The sequence below is a fragment of the Streptomyces sp. NPDC057474 genome (assembly GCF_042802555.1).
Lineage (GTDB): Bacteria > Actinomycetota > Actinomycetes > Streptomycetales > Streptomycetaceae > Streptomyces.
In genome coordinates, this window is record NZ_JBHVDX010000035.1 from 24,299 (window position 1) to 42,319 (window position 18,021).

An 18,021-nucleotide genomic window follows, 5' to 3' on the forward strand; every position below is an offset into this window, starting at 1 on the left:
GTGGGGGGCAACTCCAAAACCCATTGCCGCTGCCGTTCTGCTCTGCTCGCTACTCGGCTTCGAGCGCTTCCGTACCCCGGACGTGCTGCTCCGGCCCACCAGGGCGCACTGCCAGGCGGGCCCGCGACGCCCGCCGCACCCTCTGCAGCCGGAAGAGGGTGCGGCCGGGCCGAAGCCGGGAGGAGCAGAGCCGGGGCAGGGCCCGGGCGTTCCTGCGTGCGGTCGCGCGGAGGCGGCAGCGGACCGTCGGCTGCCGTTCGGCTCAGTTTGTGGTGAGCATGCCCCGGCGCAAGCGGGTCAGGGTGCGCGAGAGCAGGCGTGAGACATGCATCTGGGAGCAGCCGAGATGCTCGGCGATCTGGGCCTGGGTGAGTTCTTCGACGAACCGCATGTGAATGATCTGCCGGTCGCGCTCGTCCAGTTCGGCGAGCAGCGGGGCCAGGGCGTGGAAGTCCTCGACCAGCTCCATGGCGGCGTCTTCGGTGCCGATGAAGTCCGCCAGCGCCGCCTCCCCGGTCTCGTCACCGTTGATGGCGGCGTCGAGGGAAGAGGAGTTGTAGCCGTTGGCGGCCAGGCGTGCCTCGACGACCTCTTCCTGCGACAGGTTCATCAGCTCGGCCAGTTCCTTGACCGTCGGGGTACGGCCCAGCCTGCTGCTGAGTTCGTCGGTGGCGCGGGCGAGTTCGACGCGGGCTTCCTGCAGACGCCGGGGTACGTGCACGGCCCACGAGGTGTCGCGGAAGAACCGCTTGATCTCTCCGACGATGTAGGGGACGGCGAAGGAAGTGAACTCCACCTCACGCGAGAGCTCGAACCGGTCGATCGCCTTGATCAGCCCGATCATGCCGACCTGAACGATGTCCTCCATCTCGTCCGCGCCCCGGCTGCGGAACCGGCCGGCCGCATAGCGGACGAGGGAGATGTTCATCTCGATCAGCGTGTTGCGCGCGTACTGGTACTCGCGGGTGCCCTCTTCCAAAATGGCCAGCTGTTCGAAGAACAGCTTCGACAGCGACCGCGCGTCCTTGGGGGCCACCTTCAGCGGATCGGTAACCTCCGGCAGTTGCGCGGTAGCGCGATCGACGCCCGTCCGGAGACTCATGCTCGCCGTCATCCTTGCTTCCCTCCCTTGCGTGTCGGCCAACCCTTGCCCGTTGTGGGCCGACGACGAGCCGCTTACCCCGTCCGTCTACGACCATGCGCAACATTTTCGCGATCGGCTCTGTTCACCCATTGCGGTCCCGGGAATGAGGGGAGAACCACATGCCATTCTCTCCGGCCCGCCGACGCCCGGTGCACTGGGGGCTATACGATGACGTGTCCGCAGCCCGCCTGTCCGTAGTGCGGTAAGCGGTAAGCGGAGAGATGGGGAGCGCCGCTCGGCGGCACCTGAGGCAGGGGAGAGAACGTGAATGCCTCCCACGGCGTGGAAAGGCCGGTCCCGGCGCCGTCGCACGGCGGCGCTGTGCTGGAGATCCGCTCTTTGTCCGGTCGCCCTGGGATTCGTGCCGCTGGAGAGATCAACGTGATCACCCGTTCATCATGGGAACAGGCCCTGGAGGATTTGGCGAGCGCCCACACGGACCTCTCCTTCGTGGAACTGTCCGGCCTGATGTCCATCGATGTGGGCGGCGCGGCGGCGCTGGCGGTCACCGCGCAGCAATTGGGTGCCGGCCGAATCGTCCTGGACCGGCCGCCGCCGGAGCTGGAGCGCATCCTGGACATGTTCTGGCCTGGCCTTCCGACGATCGAGGTGGCGGGGCGATGAGTACGGCCACCAGCAGTGAACCCTTTGTGCACCCTGCGCTGTTCTACCGGGGCAGGGAGCAGTACACGGCGGGCACGGTGCCCTTCCTGGTGGAAGGTCTGGCCGCCGGAGAGGCCGTCGCCGTCGCCGTTCCCGGCCCCAACCTCGAGCTGATCAAGGCCGAAATGGGGGCGAGTGCCGCCGAGGTCAAGTTCCTCGACATGACCCAGGCGGGCCGCAACCCGGGGCGGATCATCCCCGGCGTACTGCGTGCCTTCGCCGACGCTCACCCGGCCGGCCGGGTGAGGATCATCGGGGAACCGATCTGGGCCAGTCGTTCGGCCGTGGAGTACCCGGCGTGCGTCCAGCACGAGGCTCTCATCAACGCGGCCTTCCAGGGCCGTGAGGTGACGATCCTGTGCCCGTACGACGCGGATGGCCTGGAGCCCGGTGTGCTCGCTGACGCCTACGCCACCCATCCCGTGGTCATCGACACCGGCGTCGAACTGACCAGCGACGCCTACGATCCAGAGCTGGTTGTCGCTCGCTACAACCAGCCGCTCACGTACCCGCCGGGAGCGGCGTCCCTTTCGTTTGACGCGGCAGCACTCCCGCAGGTCCGCTCTTTCGCAGTCCAGGAAGCCAAGCAGCTGGGCCTTGACGGTGACCGGCTGCAGGATTTGACGCTGGCGGTGGCGGAGCTGACCACCAACAGCGTGGTGCACGGCGGTGGATCGGGGACGCTGCGGATCTGGGCCGAGGGCGAGCAGATCGCCTGCGAGGTCCACGACCGCGGTCGGCTGACCGATCCGCTGGCGGGCCGTCGGCCACCGGCACGCGACCAGCTGGGCGGGCGCGGCTTGATGCTCGTCCACTACATCGCTGACCTCGTACGCCTCCACACCGCCCAGGACAGCACCACCATCCGCTTCTACCTCAACCGTTGACCACTTCGCCCCGCCGAAACGGGCCGCTGTTCATGGCGGTCAAGCAGATGAGCCGGCGAGACCAGAGGTGCGTTGCTGAAGATCCCCACGCAGGCCCATGACGCCGTGCAGGCGGGTCGGGGGTGGGGGGCGGCCGTGCCGCAGCGGCATTTCACGTGAGCAGGATGAACCGGGCGTGGACGCCGGGTAGAGGTAGCGGGCGGCAGCGCCGGGCCGCCGGCACACGGGACGCGAAGTGGGTCAGACGGCCAGGGTTCGCTCGACGGTGGGATGGCAGGAGATGACCTGGTCGAGGCCGACGATCCGAAGGGCCCGCAACACCGGATCCCGGGCGCGGGCATCCTCGCGCCCGCGTATACGCTCCCGGGCGGTGCTGAGGGAGCCGCGCAATTCTGGCGCCTCGATGGAAGCGGTCGTTGGCGACAGTGATCCCGTCCTGCCGGTCACCCGGGCCGGCGACTCGTGCAGAGGAGTTTTCCGATGACCGGTCCGCAGCACGCCCATGCGAGCCTGGACGGCCTTGTGATGGGCGATGCCTTCGGTGACAGCTGGTTCACGGGCTCCGACGAGAACGCCGAGGAGCAGTGGGCCGCGCGGGACCTGCGTCCGCTGCCGTGGTCGTGGACGGACGATTCCGCCATGGCCTTCGTCCTGTTCGCTCACCTGATGACTCATGGAGAGATCCGCCCGGATGGTCTGGCGGATGAGTTCGCCGCCGAGTACGAGCGGGAGCCGGGGCGCAAGTATGGGCCGTCGATGCACGGTGTACTCCGGAGCATTCGCGAGGGCGGGGACTGGCGGGCCGTCACCACGGCGCAGTTCGGCGGACAGGGTTCCTACGGGAACGGCGCTGCGATGCGGGTCGCCCCTCTCGGGGCATGGTTCCGTGACGATCTGACGGCTGCGGGCGAGCAGGCCCGGCTGTCCGCGCTGACCACTCACGCTCATCCCGAGGCCGTCGCCGGCGCCGTGGCCGTAGCAGTCGCCGCAGCGCTGGCAGCTGCCGACGAGGGTCCAGACGCTCCGCCGCGCGCGGAGTTTCTGCGGGAGGTCGCCGACCATGTGCCGGACAGTGACGTCCGCTCCCGACTGCTGGTGGCCGCGAACTTCTCCGACCGTACGTCGGTTCGCCACGCCGCGTCCGTGCTGGGCTCGGGGACGCTGATCTCGGCCCCGGACACGGTTCCGTTCGCTCTGTGGTCCGCCTCCGGGCATCTGGACGACCTGGGCGAGGCGTTGTGGCAGACCGTTGCCGCGTGGGGCGACCGCGACACCACCTGCGCGATCGCCGGTGGGATCGTCGCGGCCCGCACCGGCACGGGCGGGCTGCCCGCCGCGTGGTTCGAAGCCCGCGAGGACATCCCCGCCTGGAGCCGCTGGGAAGCCCCTACGGGGGCCCGAAGGGCGCTGGGTGGGTAGGGACAAACGCGCGGCCTCCGCTCCGACGGTGCTTGAGGGTCGTGGCCAGGGACAATTGGTTGGCGCCTCCGGGGGAGTATCCGCGTCACAACGCCACTACCTGGACGTGCCCGTTCGCCGAAACCCTCGACTGACACGCGACCAGGCCGGTCGCCGATGATCTCGACGAGATGCAGCCGCCTCCCAGGTCTGGCCGCTGTCGGCCTCGATATCGCCCGCGCTGCCCTCGACCACGTCATCGCGCGCACGCACCTGCTTCCGACGCACCGCCGAGGATGCTGTTCTGCATTGGTGTCGACCAGAACCTCTTGACCTGCCCACCGGCCGGCGCAAGACCCGCTGGGACGGCGGCACGACCATGCTCATTCAACTGGGTGTGCGATCTCTCTGGTTCGCCGTGGCACGCCTGCCCGGCGTTACGGGTCCACAACCTGTCGGATCGGGCAGAGTTGCACAGTACGCACGGTCAATGCCCCCATGGACGGCACCGATCGCACCATTCGAAAGGGGATCATGCGTTCTTTGACCTTCGTCTTCGGTACGGGGCGCAGCGGCTCGACGGCGCTGTCAAGCATCCTCAACGCCCACCCGGACGTGCTGAGCCTGAACGAGTTCATGGCCTCGGTGGGCGACGCGGCCTTCCCCGGGGGGAAGGTGAACGGCGAGGAGTTCTGGCAGGCGCTCTTCCGGCCCGCGCCGCATTTCGAGCGGATGATCCGCAGCGGGCTGCCACTGCCGGAGTTCCTCTACACCCGCCGCCCCGGCAGGTACTCGGCACAGACCGCGGGCATTCCCGCGCTCTCCCTGATGGTGCTGCCCCATCTCACCGACGACCCGGACGGACTACTCGACGAACTAGGCGCAGCGGTGGTGCGGTGGCCGGAGCGCACCGCCGCCGAGCACCACCGGGCCCTGTTCGGCCTGCTCTGCGCCCGGCTCGGACGCACCGCCGTCGTGGAGCGCTCCGGCTACTCGACCGGCTGGGCACCGGGACTGCGGGAGGCCTTCCCGGACGCGAAGTTCGTGCACATGTTCCGCGACGGCCCGGACTGCGCCCTGTCCATGAGCCGCCATCCCGGATACCGCACCATCTCCCTGCTCCGCGAGCTCAAGACCCGCTCCGGCATCGACAGCTTCGCCGACCTGACCCCCGAGCACGTCCGCGCGCTGCCCCCGGACCTGGCGCCCCTGCTCGACGAACGTTTCGACCCCGCCCTGGTACGCGACCGGCACATCCCCCTGCGGACCTTCGGCGCCCTGTGGTCCGAACTCGTCACCGAAGGAACGGAGTTCCTCACCCGGCTCCCCGCCGGCCGGCGCACCACATTCGCTTACGAGACCCTCCTGGACGACCCTGCCGAAGAGCTGACCCGCCTGGCGGAGTTCATCGGCGTGGCCCCCCTGCCACAGTGGCTGCACACCGCGTCCGCCCTGCTCGACCACGGCCGACGAGGCTCCGCCCGCAGCCTGCCCGGCGCCGAACTCGCCGAACTGCAGGACAGTTGCGCCCCCGGCACCCACGTCCTGGAGGGGCAACCGATCCCCTGACGCTCTCCCGCACCCGCACCCGCACCGCAGCCGGACCCGCGGTGGGGTCCGTTCGACGAACCGATCCGGCTCCGCGGGCCGCCTTTGCCGCCCCCTTCGGCCTCGGCTTCCCGCTTCCGGCGGGTGGCGTGACCCTGGCCGGGCCTCTGGGGGCGTGCACACGGCACGGATCTCGGTCCAGGGGCCCGGCTCGGTCCGGGGTGTCGTAGCATTCACTTTCAATTCATTGCAACAAGCGTGATAGGTTTGTTGCATTAACCTCACTCCAGTTGCAACGATATCAGGGCTCTTACCTGCAATTATTGTGATCATGCGCAACAAGTACGTTGCTAGATAAGTGAATGCAACGTAGCGTTTCCATCACAAGAAACGACGGACCGAAGGCCTCATAGGCCGAGAGATGCGCGTTTCGCGGTGTGAGCGTTCAAAGGGGTCGGATCATGGAGAGATCGCAGAGTCGGCAGCAGGCGGCACCCGGCGCCTTCACCGCCTTCGCCCGCTTCGTGCTCTGCGGCGGCGGAGTGGGACTCGCCTCCAGCTTCGCCGTGGCGGCCCTCGCCTCCTGGATTCCCTGGGCCCTGGCCAATGCCTTGATCGCTGCGGTTTCCACGCTCCTCGCCACCGAGCTGCACGCCCGCTTCACCTTCGGCGCAGGCGGGCGCGCGACCTGGCGCCAGCACGCGCAGTCGGCCGGGTCCGCGGTGGCCGCGTACGCGGGAACCTGTGTGGCGATGCTTGTCCTGCAGCAGTCGGTGGCGGCGCCCAGCGCGGTGCTCGAACAGGTCGTCTACCTGTCCGCCTCCGCACTCGCCGGTGTCGTGCGGTTCGCGGTGCTGCGCCTCGTCGTCTTCGCACGGAACCGCTCGCAGGCCGCGGTCACCGTCCGCGCCACCCGTCCCGTGCACACGACCGCGGCCCGCGCCGCGGCACCCGCCGGCCCGGCTGTGCTCTGCCGCGCCGCCTGACCCCTCCGCCGGGCGACGTGCCGCGAGGGCCGACGGGTGGAAGCGACGGCGGTGTCGCGGGGGTCGTTGTCCTGGACGGCGGCACCGGCTGAGGCTGTGCCGGCCGTGAGGACGGCGATGATGAGCAGGGCGAGGATTCGGGTTCGTGAAGCCCAGACGCGAGGCGTCCACCGCGGGCAAGCTCGTCGAATGAACACCCAACCGTCAGGCGCGGGCCAACGCGCCGCGAAGCTTGTTCCGTGAGTTGACGTCGAGCTTGGTGAACACCTTGTGCAGGTGCCATTCGACCGTGCGAGGGCTGATGAACAGCTGGGCGCCGATCTCGGAGTTCGTCTTTCCGTCGGCGGCCAGCCGGGCGATCTGGGCTTCCTGCGCGGTGAGGGCCTCACGTACGTCGACCGCGTGTTGCCGTACCGACTCGCCGGTGGCCAGGAGTTCGCGACGGGCGCGCTCGGCGAAGGCGGTTGCTCCGAAACCGCGCAGCATCTCGTAAGCCGTGCGCAGTTGCTCGCGCGCGTCGAGGCGTCGGTTCTCGCGACGAAGCCACTCGCCGTACACCAGGTGGGTGCGTGCGAGGTGGACGGCGATCCGGCTGCGCTCCAGGCGCTCGATGGCCTCGCGGTACAGCAGGTCGGCGGCCGGGCCGTCGCAGAGCAGCGCTCTCGACCGGGCCAGGAGGCCAAGGACCCAGTCCGTGCCGCCGGCGTCGGCCCGTTCCTCGAGTCGGCGCAGGGCAGCCGCGGCCGCCTCAGGGGCATCACTGCGAGCGCCCGCCTCGACGAGTTCGACGAGGGAGAAGCCGACGACCGCCAGATCGTCGTGCTCCACCGCCCGTTCGGCGCCGGCCAGGGCGTCCTGGTATTGGCCGAGGCCGTTGTACAGCACCGCGAGCAGGTAGTGGGCCAAGCCGATCGCTCGCCCCTCGCCCCAGGCGGTCGCGTCCCGGGCGGCGGCCTGGATCAGCGCCGGTGCCTGGGAATCCTCGCCACGCCAGGCCACGAGCAGAAGCGAGGGATACGCGATGGGCGAGTTGCCGGTCAACTCCGTCATGCTGTCGGACTCGTTGATCAACGCCGAGGCAAGGTCGAACTCTCCGGCGTGCACGTGCACGGCGGCGCGGTAGCCGAGGGCCAGGGGAAGGAAGTTGAGCGCGCCGGTCTCGCGAGCCGTCCGGACCGCGTGAGTGGTCAGTTCATGCCACGCTTCGTCCTCCCACAGGTCGCCGGCGACCAGCCACGTCAGCCAGAGCCAGCGCATGGCGTCGTCGTCCTCGTCGTGCCCGGTGGCTCGCCGGAACGCCCGCAGCGCGGGCTTCAGCAGCGGCGCACCCTTGACGTAGCCTTCGGCGAACCGTGTCGCGAGGCCGTCGAGAAGTAGGTCCGCCGGCCGCGGGGGTTGTGGTCCGCGCGGTGCGGCGCGGGCGGCCTCGGCCACCTCCCGCACTCCGATACGTCCATGGAGGCGACCGGCGAAGACCGCTGCTCCGACCGCTTCGAGGTACGCCTCCCGTGCCTGTCCGTCGTCGACCCGTTCCAGTCGGCCGGCCGAGTCGAGCAGCAACGGCAGAGCCTCACCGCCGCGCCTGCGCGCGAAGACGATCTGGGCGCGCAGCCGGGCCAGCCGTGCGTGCCGGACCTCGTCCAACGGGCCCATCTCCGCGGCGGCGAGGAGTTCGAGCGCCGCGTCGGGCGCCCCGGCCTCGAAGGCGGCCTGCGCGGCGGCCGCCGCCCTGGCTCCGCGTCTGGCCGGATCGGGCGTCAGCTCGGTCGCACGTCTCAGGAACGCGGCCGCCGCCGCGACACCACCGCGAGCCTGGGCCCGGCCGGCTGAGCGTTCCAGCTCGCCCGCCACGGCCTCGTCGGGTTCGACCGCCGCGTGGGCATGGTGCCAGGCCCGTCGATCCGAGTCGAACGCGGGATCGGTCGCCTCGGCCAGCGCACGATGCACGTCCCGGCGTTCTCCGGGGTCGGCCGCGCGATAGGCCGCCGAGCGCACCAGCGGATGTCGAAACCGTACCCGCGCTCCGAACTCGATCAGTCCCGCCGCCTCGGCCGCCCCCGCGGCCTCCGCCCCGATGTCGAGCCGTTCGGCCACCCGCCGCAACAGCGGTACGTCCCCCACCGGCTCGGCGGCCGCCGCCAGCAGCAGCCGTTGCGCCGCGTGCGGAAGCGACCCGATGCGCCGCAGGAAGGTCTGCTCGATCTGACTCGCCAGCGGCCGCGCGTCCGGTCGTCCGAACCCGCCGGCCAGCTCTGCCGCAGTCAACCCCCGCGTCAATTCCAGCAGAGCCAGCGGGTTGCCGCGGGTCTCGGCGACGATCCGGTCCCGGACGCGTTCGTCCAGCCGCCCGGGGACCACCGAGTCCAGCAGTGCGCGAGCATCGTCGTCGCGCAGACCCCGGACCACGAGCTCCCGCAGTGCCCCCAGCGGATCATCACTCGGAGCGAGCGCCGATGTGCGCACCGCGAACACCAACGCCACCCGCTCCGCGAGCAGGCGGCGCGCGACGAAGGCCAGCGTCTGCGCGGAGACCCGGTCGAGCCATTGGGCGTCGTCCACCACACAGACGAGCGGCTGCTCCTCCGCCCCTTCGGCCAGCAGACTGAGCACCGCCAGCCCGACCATGAAACGGTCCGGCGCGCTCCCCGCACTCAGACCGAACGCGACGGCCAAGGCGTCACGCTGTGGGCCGGGAAGACGATCGAGCTGCCCCATCATCGGCATGCACAGCTGGTGCAACCCGGCGAACGCCAGCTCCATCTCGGACTCGACGCCGGCGGCCCGAAGGATCTGACATCCTGCCGCGCCCCCTACCAGGTACTCCACCAACGCGGACTTGCCGACCCCGGGCTCGCCGCGCAGCACCAGCACCTGGCTCTGCCCCGCCCTGGCACCGGCCACCACCTGATCCAGCGCCCCGCACTCACCACGCCGGCCACGCAGCCCGCGCCGAGGAGCGCTGCTCGACATCCACCACCACCGCGCAGTTCAAAGGAGCCAGACCCTGATCAACTCGGGTCGTGCCCATCATGCACCCGTGCGCGCGGCCCGGACAATCAGCCGGAGAGTCATCGCCAAGGCCCGGCCACGGCGTCGTCAACTGCTGGTAGCGGCATGGTTACCAAGGGGGATCATCGGGGTTGCGGCGGGTGCGAAGTCCCTGGAGCAGGTCGATGAGGTGCGCCATGTCGCCGGCTTGCGCCGCGTCGAGGAAGGCTTCGAGCAGCCCGTCTCGCTCCGCCGAATCGACCGGGTTGTGCCGTTGTTCAGCGAGATGCCTGCGGGCCCGGAGCGCCACTTGTCGCGCGTTGCCCTCGCTCAGCGCGAGAATCTCGGCGATCTCGCGGAACGGATATGCGAACGCCTCGCGGAGCACGTACACGGCGCGTTCGACAGGGGACAGTCGTTCCATCAGGAGCCGTACCGCGAGCTCGATCGCCTCCCCGCGTTCGGCCTCCCGTGCGGGATCGACGGATGCGAGATCGTGTTCCGGAATCCATCCGCCGGCACTGACCTCGCGACGAGCGCGGGCCGAGGTCGCCTCGTTGAGCGCGACCCGGATCGTGATGGTCACGAGGAACGCGACCTGATCCCGCACCTGTGCCCGGTCCGCGCCCTGCCAGCGGACCCACACGTCCTGCACGACGTCCTCGGCGTCGGCGACACGCCCCAGCAACTGGTAGGCGATCCCGAACAGCCGGGAGCGGACATGCTCGAAGTCTGCCGTCGCCTCGGGCCCGGAGCGAACGGCGGTCGTCGTCGTGTTCCCGGTCGTACCCACGCTGGACGAGCCTGGTTTCGACACGACGTCGGTGTTGGACAAGTGCATGACGATCTTCCCCGGTCCCGGTGGTCTGGACCGCCGGGACCGGCTCATCGTGCGCCAGGTCCCGGCTCAGTGACCTAGCCACCGTCGTCCGGAACGGGCCCCGGGCGCACCCGTGGAAACCCGGGTGTACCCCCGGGCGAAGCGCGACCGCGTCGTCCGCACCCGGCGCGGGAGCGGCGTCCCCGGCCGTGGCGGCGTGCCGCGGGGAGGAGCTTTTCGTGGCCGGTCTTGCTCTTCGTCGAACACCGGGGCCCACGTCGCGACCGGTCTACTTGAGGGAACCGCTTCCCGCGTAGGCGATGTTCGGCCGGGGCGGCTGGGCCATGCCGGCCCCGAGGAAGTAGTCGACGTGGTGGGACTGCATGTAGCCCTTGAACGTCATGGCGTTTCGGTAGGCGGGGTTGTGGGCCGGTGTGTACAGCCGGGTGTTCGTCGGCTGGTTCGTGGTGAAGACGATCAGCTCGTTGTAGGAGGCGTTGGTGTATACGGCCTCCTCTCGCCAGTCGCCGAGGATGTCGCCGACGAGGGTGGGCCCGCCCTGCGCGGCCGTGACCGCGCCGTGGTTCCAGGTGCTGACCAGCCGGGGCAGGCTGCCGCTCGACGTCGGGTTCAGTGGGTTCCACTTCTCGATCTTGCCGTCGTTGAGCAGCTCCATGGTGAGGTCGCCGTCCCACCACAGTCCCAGCTGCGGCCACGGGCGCAGCGAGGTGTTCGGTTCGGTGAGCCGGTTGGAGGGCGCGTTGTACAGACCCGAGAAGGACCAGACCTCCATGCCGGGGAAGCGCGGGTCGACGTCGCCCGCCATGCCGCGTCCGACATCGGCGGGGCCACCGTTGTGCTTCCAGATGACGGAGCCGCTCGCAGCGTCGTAGTAGTACTCCAGCAGGCCGCTCGGGTTGTCCTGCTGTACGCCGTAACCCTCAAGGCCCGGACGGCTGGGGTCCATGTCGGCGATGTGGAAGCGGTCGCCGTGGATGATGCCCTGGGGTCCCATCGAATAGCGCAGGGAACCGTCGCCGTTGAGGACGAACCCGATCTCGGCGACCTCGTCCGTCCCGTCGCCGTTGACGTCGACGGCGCGGGTGTTGTGCCCGTCGGGCGCGTTCTGGCTGCCGCGCAGCCACGTCCACTCCTGCCTCAGCGCACTGCCGGTGAACCGCCAGGCGGCGACCATCAGGTTGAAGGCCCCGTCGTCGCGCCGGTTCTTCATGTAGGCGACCAGGCTCGGCGTGGTGCCGTTGAGATACGCGACCCCGAGACGCGCGCCCATCGGACCGTCGCCGAGGTAAGTGGTCGGCACCGCGGCCCAGTTGCGGAGCGCTCCGGTCCGGCCGTCGAGGACGGCCATGAACTGACGCGCGTCGTCCGCGTGCGTCCAGGTCGTCCCGTCGCCGAACCTGACGCCGTCGGCGATCTTCAGGGCGACCTCGGCGCGGCCGTCGCTGTCGAAGTCGTACACGGTGACGCCGTCCCAGTGGCCCATGTCGATCGCGGACGACCCCGGTTCGATGTTGTCCTGGTTCTGACTGTTCGGCCCCAGGTCGACGTCCCAGAGGAACTGACCGCGGCTGCTGTACGCCTCCAGCTTCTGGGGGGAGGTCTGCCGGTCCAGGACATAGTCGTACTCGCCGTCGCCGTCGAGGTCACCGACCCAGACGAACTTCACCGGCCCGCCGGAGCGCAACGGCACACGGACCACGGGCTCCGTTGCGTGATCGGCCGTCAACGTGAAGGCTCCGCTGGGCGCCTGTTCCTGCCCGCCCACCACCGGAACGACACGGTAGCTGTTGGACCGCGCCAGATCGGCCGTGGAGTCCACGTAGTTGGTCCCACCCGTCAGGACGCTCGCGTTGAGCTTGGCGTACGCGCCGCCGCCGGTGGACCGGTACACGTCGAAGCCGATGCCCTCCGGATCGAGTCCCAGCAGCCGCCACGAGACCAGCACCTGGCTGCTGCCGGAACGCACCGCAACGACCCCACGCCCGAGGTTCTCCATCACACGCGCGGCCTGAACCGTCGCATCGCCGGTCACGGCTGCGGTCGCGCCGGACGAGGCGAGGCTCGCAGGCCCGGTGGCCACCGCGGCACAGACGGCCAGGACCACCGAGATGCCGAGGGACCTCCGACACGCAACCCACGACCGTAACGTCATGCGCATGACAACCTCCTGTGATTCGCGGTTGCTGTACGGGGCGTACGGCCTGGGCGTCCGGTCTCGGTCCGGAACGGAAACCCTGGAGAGTTAAACCGTTTACACGCTTGCGATGGAAGCACCGTGAGAAGTGCGCGTCAAGGCAGTCGAAGCGACAACATCTGTGGAGTTCAAGGGCGTTGGCGTCCCTGAAGGCCTTCTCGGCGGTCGAGTGGAAACGCTTTCACGCGAGTGCCGGACACAGGAGGCCCGATGCCGCACCGGCCCCCCTCGACGACGGCCGGCTCCGCACAGCGACGATCCGCGACGTGGCCCAGCGCGTCGGCCTCTCGGCCGCCACCGTCTCCCGGATCCTGGCCGGCAACTTCATCGGAGCAACCACTCGCCACGGCACTACTCCACGTCGCGGAGTCGATGTCGAAGACAGGTCGGCACCTGTCCCGCCGTGGGACTCACGGGGGTTGGGAGACCATCGGATCGCGCCCAAGCAATGGGTGGTCACTGCTCGTTGACGGGCGGAGGAGCAGCGGTATCGGTTTGGGGACGGGTGGGCTGTTCGAGGGTGTTGAGGGGGGTCCACTCCGCTCCGGTGTGCAGGCGGAAGGCGGCGATGGCGGCCTCCACGGTGGGGAAGAAGTGCCGGGGGTCGATGGTGCGAGTGAGTCCATACCGTTCGATCTTGCGCCGTACGGGGTCCTTGAGCTCGGCGAACACGAGGTGTACATGGTCCGCGTTGAGCGTCTCGTCGAGTTCCTCCAGGACGTCGGCGGCGGTGGTGTCCACGTCGGTCATGGGCTCCGCCGCGATCACGATCCAGCTCGGCCGCGGGTCGGCGTCGGCCAGCCGCCTGATCTCGTCGCGGAAAGCCTTTGCGTTGGCGAAGATCAGCGGGGCGTCGAACCGGTAGATCACCAGGCCCGGCAGCTGACCGGCCTGCGGGTAGGAGCGGATGTCGTGGTAGCCCTCCAGGCCCTGCACCCGCCCCAGCACGGTGTTGTACGGCCACCAGGCGCGTCGGAAGACGTTGAGGACGGACAGGGCCACGGCGACGGCGATCCCGGGCAGTACGCCGAGCAGGGCCACGCCGACGAAGGCCGCGAGGCACAGCAGGAACTCCGCCCGGCGCTGCCGCCACAACCGTACCGCCCCCGGGACGTCGGCCAGGGAGAGCGACGCGGTGATCACCACGGCGGCAAGGGCCGGCTGGGGGAGATCGCGGAACAGACCCGGAGCCACTACGAGCATGAGGACGATGAGCGCCGCTCCGACGACCCCGGTGAGCTGACTTCTGGCCCCCGCGCGCTCCGCCACCGCCGTACGGGATCCGCTCGTGCTGACCGGGAAGCCCTGGAAGAGCCCGGCCGCCAGATTCGCGACACCGACCCCGGCCATCTCCTGGTTGCCGCGGACCTCCTGCCCCGTGCGGGCCGCGAAGGCCGACGCGTTGGAGATCGTGTCGGCCAGGGACACCAGGGCAATGCCCAGCGCACCGCCGAACAGCGGTGCGAGGTCGGAGAGTCGGATGTCCGGGATCGTGAACGGTGGGAAGCCCTCGGGTAGTTCTCCGACCAGGTTGACGCCGTGCGCGCCGAGGTCGAAGGCGGTGGCCGCGGCGATCGCCAGGACCACCATCGCGAGTACGGCGGGGATCTTCGGCAGGAAGCGTTGCAGGACCAGGATCAGGGCGATCCCGCCGCCACCGACCGCGGCGGCGGCCGGCACCGCCGCCCCGTCGGCGAGTTTCTGCACGAAGCCGACGCACTCGCCGATCAGGTTGTCCGCCTCGACCTTGAAGCCGAGCAGCTTGGGCAGCTGACCAATCAGGATGGTCAGGGCCAGGCCGTTCATGTAGCCGATCATCGTCGGTTTGGAGATCAGATCGGCGATGAAGCCGAGCTTCGCCACCGAGGCCAGGATCATGATGGCCGCCACCATCAGTGCGAGCATCGACGCCAGCGCGACAGCCCGGTCGGGATCCCCGTCTGCCACCACCAGGGGCAGCACGGTGGCGGCGATCATCGGCCCCAGCGAGGAATCCGGCCCCAACACCAGGATCCGGGACGGCCCGCACACCGCGTATCCGAGCAGGCAGAGAATCGTCGTGTACAGACCGGTGATGGGCGGCAGGCCCGCCAACTCGGCGTACGCCATGCCTTGCGGCACCAGCAGCGTGGTCAAAACGACTCCCGCGACCAGGTCCTTGACCAGCCACTCGCGCCGGTAGGACGACACCGCACGGATCCCGGGAACAGCCCGCAACCTGGACAGAAGTCCTCGGCTCTTGTGCTGGGTTGTCACAGACCGCCCTTCCGTTCTGATCCGCTGCTCCCGGTATTCTCCGGCCGGTGCGATGGGAGTCGAGAGTTCACGCGCGGCAAGCGTGGCACGCGAATGGCGAGGCCTGTGTCCGCGCGGTGAAGTGTTGGCCCATCAGGTGTCTCTCGACCTGCGGGCCAGGAGCTTGCTCAGTTCCCACACGGGGGCAGGGGCAGGATGGCGGCCGGCGTTATGCCGGCCCGGCCTGCGAGACCACCATCCGTCCGCCGCCCTCGACGCGGACACGCGGGTCATGGCAGTCCGGGACGTCCCGCCAGGGAGCACCGACCCGCACCCGCCCCTGATCCCGTCGATGAGCTGCCGTTTCGTCCATGCCGACGGCCGACCCGACCGCGTGGACACAGGCAACAGCGGTTCCAGCCGCGCCCACTGCTCATCGGCCAGGTCAAGCCGCCTCGCACCGCTAGGGTGGCCACGCGGTCTCCGGTCTTCGGGTTTTTCTTGGTCGACGGACCCTCTACCGGAGACCTCACCTACTTCACGATCACGACACGCCCGTCACACCGGACTTCGGGGCAGACCCTGGATACAGAGTGTCGAGGCGTGACCGATGAGCATCAGAGTGGGTTGAGGCGGGCCTTGAGCAGGCAGAACTCATTGCCCTCGGGGTCGGCAAGAACGTGCCACTGCTCCTCCCCTGTCTGGCCGATGTCAGCCGGGCGCGCACCAAGTTTCAGAAGGCGTTCGAGCTCGGCGTCCTGATCGCGGTCGGTGGCGTTGACGTCGATGTGCAGTCGGGCCTTCCCCGGCTCCGGCTCATCCCTGCGGCTGAGGATGATCGTCGGCTGTGGACCACCGAACCCTTCGCGCGGCCCGATCTCGAAGTAGTCGTCCCCTTCGCGATCGAGCACTACGAAGTCCAGGACCTCGCACCAGAACCGCGCCAGCACCTCAGGGTCGCGGCAACCGAGCACGAGCTCACTGATACGACATGCCATAACGAAACCTGCTCTCAGCCTGGGAACTGCCGGGGAGGCCGCACGCGAACCTCATGGGCTCCCAGCAGTGAAAACAATCCCGCGACCGTACCGGACGAGGCGAGCACGGGCGAAATGATTTAAGGGCCGCCCCTGTCCGGGCAGCCGGGCAAGGCCGTTGGCCATGCAGTAGGGAAGCTGACTTTGGGACTCGGCTCAGCTGCACCCGCTGGATATTCGCGTCCCGTAATCCGGGTGACCTCTGCGTCAGAGTGGTCGCCGTCCGGAGCGGCCCGACGGCAGATGACAGCTCCCATCGGTGAACCGTGTAACCGTTCGGGACGTACTCCTGATCGATCCCGGCGTGACCGCGACCAACCGGCTCGGGCGTCCGAGCGCGGAACTGCGATCGGCCGTATCGACGGCACGGAACAGGGAGGGGACCGGATTCATGGATGGTGCTCCCGCGATGGAAGCTCCTTTCTGCGGAGGAGAGCGCATGACGCCCGGAGAGGATCTCGTCTTCGAGCATTCCGAGCCCATGGAAGAGGAACGCGGAGACGCGGCGCCTTCGGTCGATGAGCTGTTGACGCTGCACGGCAAATCCGTCCTTGACTACGCGGCGCTGTGCACGGGGCCGAGCCGGGGCGCCGCGGAGCGGCTGGCCGGGCAGGCATTCCGGCACACCTACGGCGACGCGGCCTCGCATGCCGGCGTCGACTTCCCGTGGCGGCCGAGGCTGCTCGCGGCGGTCCTTGAGGCAGCCCGGGAGTGGAGTGCGGACGACAGGCGCTCGTCCCTCCACCCGGACCTGCGGGACGGCGGAACCAGCGTCGCGCGCCGGGCGGTGTCCGGCACGGACCGCGGGAGCAGTGACAGAAGCCTGGTCCTGCGCGCCTTACGGAACCTGCCGGACCGCGCTCATGTACTGCTGTGGCACACCGCGGTCGAGGCCGAGGGCATCGAGGCGGTGGCGTCCCTGCTCGACGCTGAACCCTCCCTGTTGAATCCCGAGCGCGTCCGCACCCTGCTGCGCGACGAGTGCGTCCGGGTCCACCTCGACCTCGCGCCCGACGAGCGCTGCCGCCGCCTCAACCGGCTCATCGACGTCCACGCCCGCCGAGGATCCATCGAGATGATGGCGGAGGTGCGTGAACACCTCGACGGCTGCGCCTACTGCGGGGCGGCGGTGGACCAGCTGGACCAGTCCCCGGACCGGCTCCCCACGCTGCTCGCGCAGGCCGTACTGGGTTTCCGAGCGGCGGACTACCTCGCGACCCGGCCCGCGCGCCAGGCGATCGCGTCGGCTCGCGCGCGTTCGGAGCCCGCCCCACAGCCCGCGGACGAGGAGGCCCAGCCGACGGCCGCGGGTGATTCCGCACTACGGCGGCGCCGGTGGCCGCTGCTGGTCGCCTTGGGTGTGGTGCTGTGCGGGGTGATCGCGGCGTCTCCCATGGCCCTCAGCGGAACCGGGGGCGATCGCGAGGCGGCGGGCGGGCCGGCGTCCGGGCCGACCCGGAGCCCGTCCGGCTCCGCCCCCGCGCTGTCCGCCGTCCCCGGCCCGCCCGGCGACTCTTCGGCCCCCGGCGAGAGCGAAACCCTGGTCACGCGGCTGCGCAACGTGAGGACGGGGCTGTGCCTCGACTTGCGCGGTTCGGCGGAGGTGGTGGGCTCACCTGCGGTGACGGCGCAGTGCGGGGGATCGGCGACCCAGATGTGGTGGTTGGAGGACGGGGGACGGCTGCGGAACCGGGCCGCCCCCGGGCTGTGTCTGAATGCCGAGCCGCAGGGCACCGTCGCCCTGCGGCCGTGCGCCGCTCCGGAGGGTCTGGACGGCGGGGAGCCCGGTGATACGCGGTACGACCTGGCGGCCGACGGCCTCCTCACCCTCGTCGCCGAGCCTGGAGTGGCCTTGACGCCCGTTCGCCGGGCTGAGGGGGCGATCATCCTCCTGGTGCCTGTCCCTCAGGACAGGGAGCGCAGGTCCCAGCGCTGGCGCATCGATGAGGGGTCCGCCCGCGTCACCTCGCTGTCGTGAGTCGTGTGGGAGCCTCCGCCATGCGGAGGCCGAATGGCAGGTCGTCCGGTCGGCTGCCGGTTCCGGCGTGGGTCTCGGGAACGGGACGGACCGGCCGAGGGCCATTGCCCGCGTGTGATGCT

General features: G+C 69.7%; 12 protein-coding genes. 6 read left to right on the plus strand and 6 right to left on the minus strand.

Annotated elements, in window-relative coordinates:
- Positions 1–262 precede the first annotated feature (262 nt).
- On the minus strand, positions 263–1,114 hold the full coding sequence (locus ACFU53_RS13185; RefSeq protein WP_383990191.1) for an RNA polymerase sigma factor SigF: 852 nt from the start codon (positions 1,112–1,114) through the stop codon (positions 263–265).
- Between the two features lie 294 nt (positions 1,115–1,408).
- On the opposite strand from ACFU53_RS13185, the gene ACFU53_RS13190 reads away from it, so the two are divergent.
- The 5 genes from ACFU53_RS13190 to ACFU53_RS13210 all read left to right on the plus strand — a co-directional run bounded on the left by ACFU53_RS13190 (position 1,409) and on the right by ACFU53_RS13210 (position 6,626).
- Positions 1,409–1,768 carry an STAS domain-containing protein gene (locus ACFU53_RS13190; RefSeq protein ID WP_383990194.1) on the plus strand — a complete coding sequence of 120 codons (360 nt, stop codon included), beginning with the start codon at positions 1,409–1,411 and terminating at the stop codon, positions 1,766–1,768.
- A complete protein-coding gene (locus ACFU53_RS13195; protein WP_383990197.1) occupies positions 1,765–2,694 on the plus strand; it encodes an anti-sigma factor RsbA family regulatory protein in 930 nt (309 codons plus the stop codon). The genes ACFU53_RS13190 and ACFU53_RS13195 overlap by 4 nt, the downstream gene beginning before the upstream one ends.
- A gap of 480 nt (positions 2,695–3,174) precedes the next feature.
- Positions 3,175–4,113, plus strand: a complete 939-nt coding sequence (locus tag ACFU53_RS13200; RefSeq protein ID WP_383990200.1) for an ADP-ribosylglycohydrolase family protein — start codon at positions 3,175–3,177, stop codon at positions 4,111–4,113.
- A gap of 513 nt (positions 4,114–4,626) precedes the next feature.
- The gene (locus ACFU53_RS13205; RefSeq protein ID WP_383990203.1) at positions 4,627–5,661 is read left to right on the plus strand and encodes a sulfotransferase; all 1,035 of its coding nucleotides are present in this window, start codon (positions 4,627–4,629) and stop codon (positions 5,659–5,661) included.
- A gap of 440 nt (positions 5,662–6,101) precedes the next feature.
- Entirely contained in the window at positions 6,102–6,626 is a 525-nt protein-coding gene (locus ACFU53_RS13210) for a hypothetical protein (protein WP_383990206.1), read from the plus strand.
- Positions 6,627–6,830: 204 nt separating this feature from the next.
- On the opposite strand, the gene ACFU53_RS13215 is transcribed toward ACFU53_RS13210, so the two are convergent.
- From ACFU53_RS13215 to ACFU53_RS13235, 5 genes are all read right to left on the minus strand, one after another.
- Positions 6,831–9,596: a LuxR C-terminal-related transcriptional regulator gene (locus ACFU53_RS13215; protein WP_383990209.1), complete on the minus strand. Its 2,766-nt coding sequence runs from the start codon at positions 9,594–9,596 to the stop codon at positions 6,831–6,833.
- A gap of 148 nt (positions 9,597–9,744) precedes the next feature.
- Positions 9,745–10,455, minus strand: a complete 711-nt coding sequence (locus ACFU53_RS13220) for a sigma-70 family RNA polymerase sigma factor (protein WP_383990212.1) — start codon at positions 10,453–10,455, stop codon at positions 9,745–9,747.
- 268 nt (positions 10,456–10,723) lie between these two features.
- A complete protein-coding gene (locus ACFU53_RS13225) occupies positions 10,724–12,613 on the minus strand; it encodes a hypothetical protein (protein ID WP_383990215.1) in 1,890 nt (629 codons plus the stop codon).
- A gap of 492 nt (positions 12,614–13,105) precedes the next feature.
- Entirely contained in the window at positions 13,106–14,905 is a 1,800-nt protein-coding gene (locus ACFU53_RS13230) for a SulP family inorganic anion transporter (protein WP_383990218.1), read from the minus strand.
- 596 nt (positions 14,906–15,501) lie between these two features.
- Positions 15,502–15,882, minus strand: coding sequence for a VOC family protein (locus ACFU53_RS13235; protein ID WP_383990221.1), 381 nt, complete (start codon positions 15,880–15,882; stop codon positions 15,502–15,504).
- Between the two features lie 478 nt (positions 15,883–16,360).
- Here ACFU53_RS13235 and ACFU53_RS13240 point away from each other — a divergent pair, with 478 nt between their 5' ends.
- Positions 16,361–17,899 (plus strand): RICIN domain-containing protein, encoded by a 1,539-nt coding sequence (locus tag ACFU53_RS13240; RefSeq protein WP_383990224.1) that lies wholly within the window; start codon positions 16,361–16,363, stop codon positions 17,897–17,899.
- Positions 17,900–18,021: the final 122 nt, after the last annotated feature.

Coding starts and splice junctions, on each gene's coding strand:
- ACFU53_RS13185 (WP_383990191.1), bottom strand. CDS start 1,114: ATGACGGCGAGCATGAGTCTCCGGACGGGCGTCGATCGCGCTACCGCG.
- ACFU53_RS13195 (WP_383990197.1), top strand. CDS start 1,765: ATGAGTACGGCCACCAGCAGTGAACCCTTTGTGCACCCTGCGCTGTTC.
- ACFU53_RS13200 (WP_383990200.1), top strand. CDS start 3,175: ATGACCGGTCCGCAGCACGCCCATGCGAGCCTGGACGGCCTTGTGATG.
- ACFU53_RS13205 (WP_383990203.1), top strand. CDS start 4,627: ATGCGTTCTTTGACCTTCGTCTTCGGTACGGGGCGCAGCGGCTCGACG.
- ACFU53_RS13210 (WP_383990206.1), top strand. CDS start 6,102: ATGGAGAGATCGCAGAGTCGGCAGCAGGCGGCACCCGGCGCCTTCACC.
- ACFU53_RS13215 (WP_383990209.1), bottom strand. CDS start 9,596: ATGTCGAGCAGCGCTCCTCGGCGCGGGCTGCGTGGCCGGCGTGGTGAG.
- ACFU53_RS13220 (WP_383990212.1), bottom strand. CDS start 10,455: ATGCACTTGTCCAACACCGACGTCGTGTCGAAACCAGGCTCGTCCAGC.
- ACFU53_RS13225 (WP_383990215.1), bottom strand. CDS start 12,613: ATGCGCATGACGTTACGGTCGTGGGTTGCGTGTCGGAGGTCCCTCGGC.
- ACFU53_RS13235 (WP_383990221.1), bottom strand. CDS start 15,882: ATGGCATGTCGTATCAGTGAGCTCGTGCTCGGTTGCCGCGACCCTGAG.
- ACFU53_RS13240 (WP_383990224.1), top strand. CDS start 16,361: ATGACGCCCGGAGAGGATCTCGTCTTCGAGCATTCCGAGCCCATGGAA.